This window comes from Pseudomonas sp. 14P5.3.2 (assembly GCF_057799175.1).
In genome coordinates, this window is record NZ_JBYOKU010000077.1 from 1 (window position 1) to 874 (window position 874).

2 pseudogenes are annotated in these 874 nt (G+C 55.6%); one reads left to right on the forward strand and one right to left on the reverse strand.

Annotated elements, in window-relative coordinates:
- Positions 1-638, forward strand: a pseudogene (locus AC27VU_RS28880) (hypothetical protein); the annotation flags it as partial.
- A gap of 140 nt (positions 639-778) precedes the next feature.
- Here AC27VU_RS28880 and AC27VU_RS28885 read toward each other — a convergent pair.
- A pseudogene (locus tag AC27VU_RS28885) lies at positions 779-874 on the reverse strand (DUF6124 family protein); the annotation flags it as partial.

An 874-nucleotide genomic window follows, 5' to 3' on the forward strand; every position in this document is an offset into this window, starting at 1 on the left:
GGGTGGTAACCGTGACGGCTTCCGATGCACCGAGCATTACCTCAGCGAGAAACTCCGTAGGCCAGTTGATTTTGCGTGGCGGTGACACACCAGACAGAACGATTGTCCTGTACGGCAACGCAAGTAACGGCCAGAAAATCGAAATACTGGATAACCTCATACCCGTAGGAGAGGTCTATGCGGACTCGCAAACGGGGGATTGGTCATTCACCTTGATGGGTCTTGACGCGTCAACCCACAACTTCGTCGCCAAGGCTTTGTATGGCAGCGAACAGCCGTCTGCCCCCTACCTCATCGTCATTATAGAAACGCGGGATGTCTGCGAAATCTGGCTGCAACCGAGCACCGGAGGAACAGGCGGGGTTGTTCCAGCAAACGGCAGCATTTTGCAATTTGAGGATTACCGAAGCATGCGGCTGGGTTTTCAGATCATATCCTTCGCTAAAGGAGAGCACGTCGTCACCTTAAGCAGCCCCATGAGCGAAACCCTGAGTTACACCGTAAGAATCGTAAACCCGGGTATCCGCGAATATGGGGTATGGATTTTCACAATCAACGGACCGGAGGTCTACACGGCGAACTTTTACGGTCCCACCGGGCAGCAGCTGACTGCGCCCTACACCGTCAAATTCATTTGATGAGTGCTTGCTGTTCAATGCGTGCGAATCCGTGGCGTCGGCGGGGTGAATCTCAATGAGTTTGCAGGCTCGAACTCACATTGGAATGTGGCCCCCTGCAGGCCTTCGCCTGCTCGCGATGGGGCCACAACTGCTGGCGCCTATTCCTTGGGCACCACGTTGTCCAGCGCCTGATTCACCGCCAACTCCCCCAGCATCACCACTTGGGCAATGCCCAGCGCGGTATTGCGGCTCGG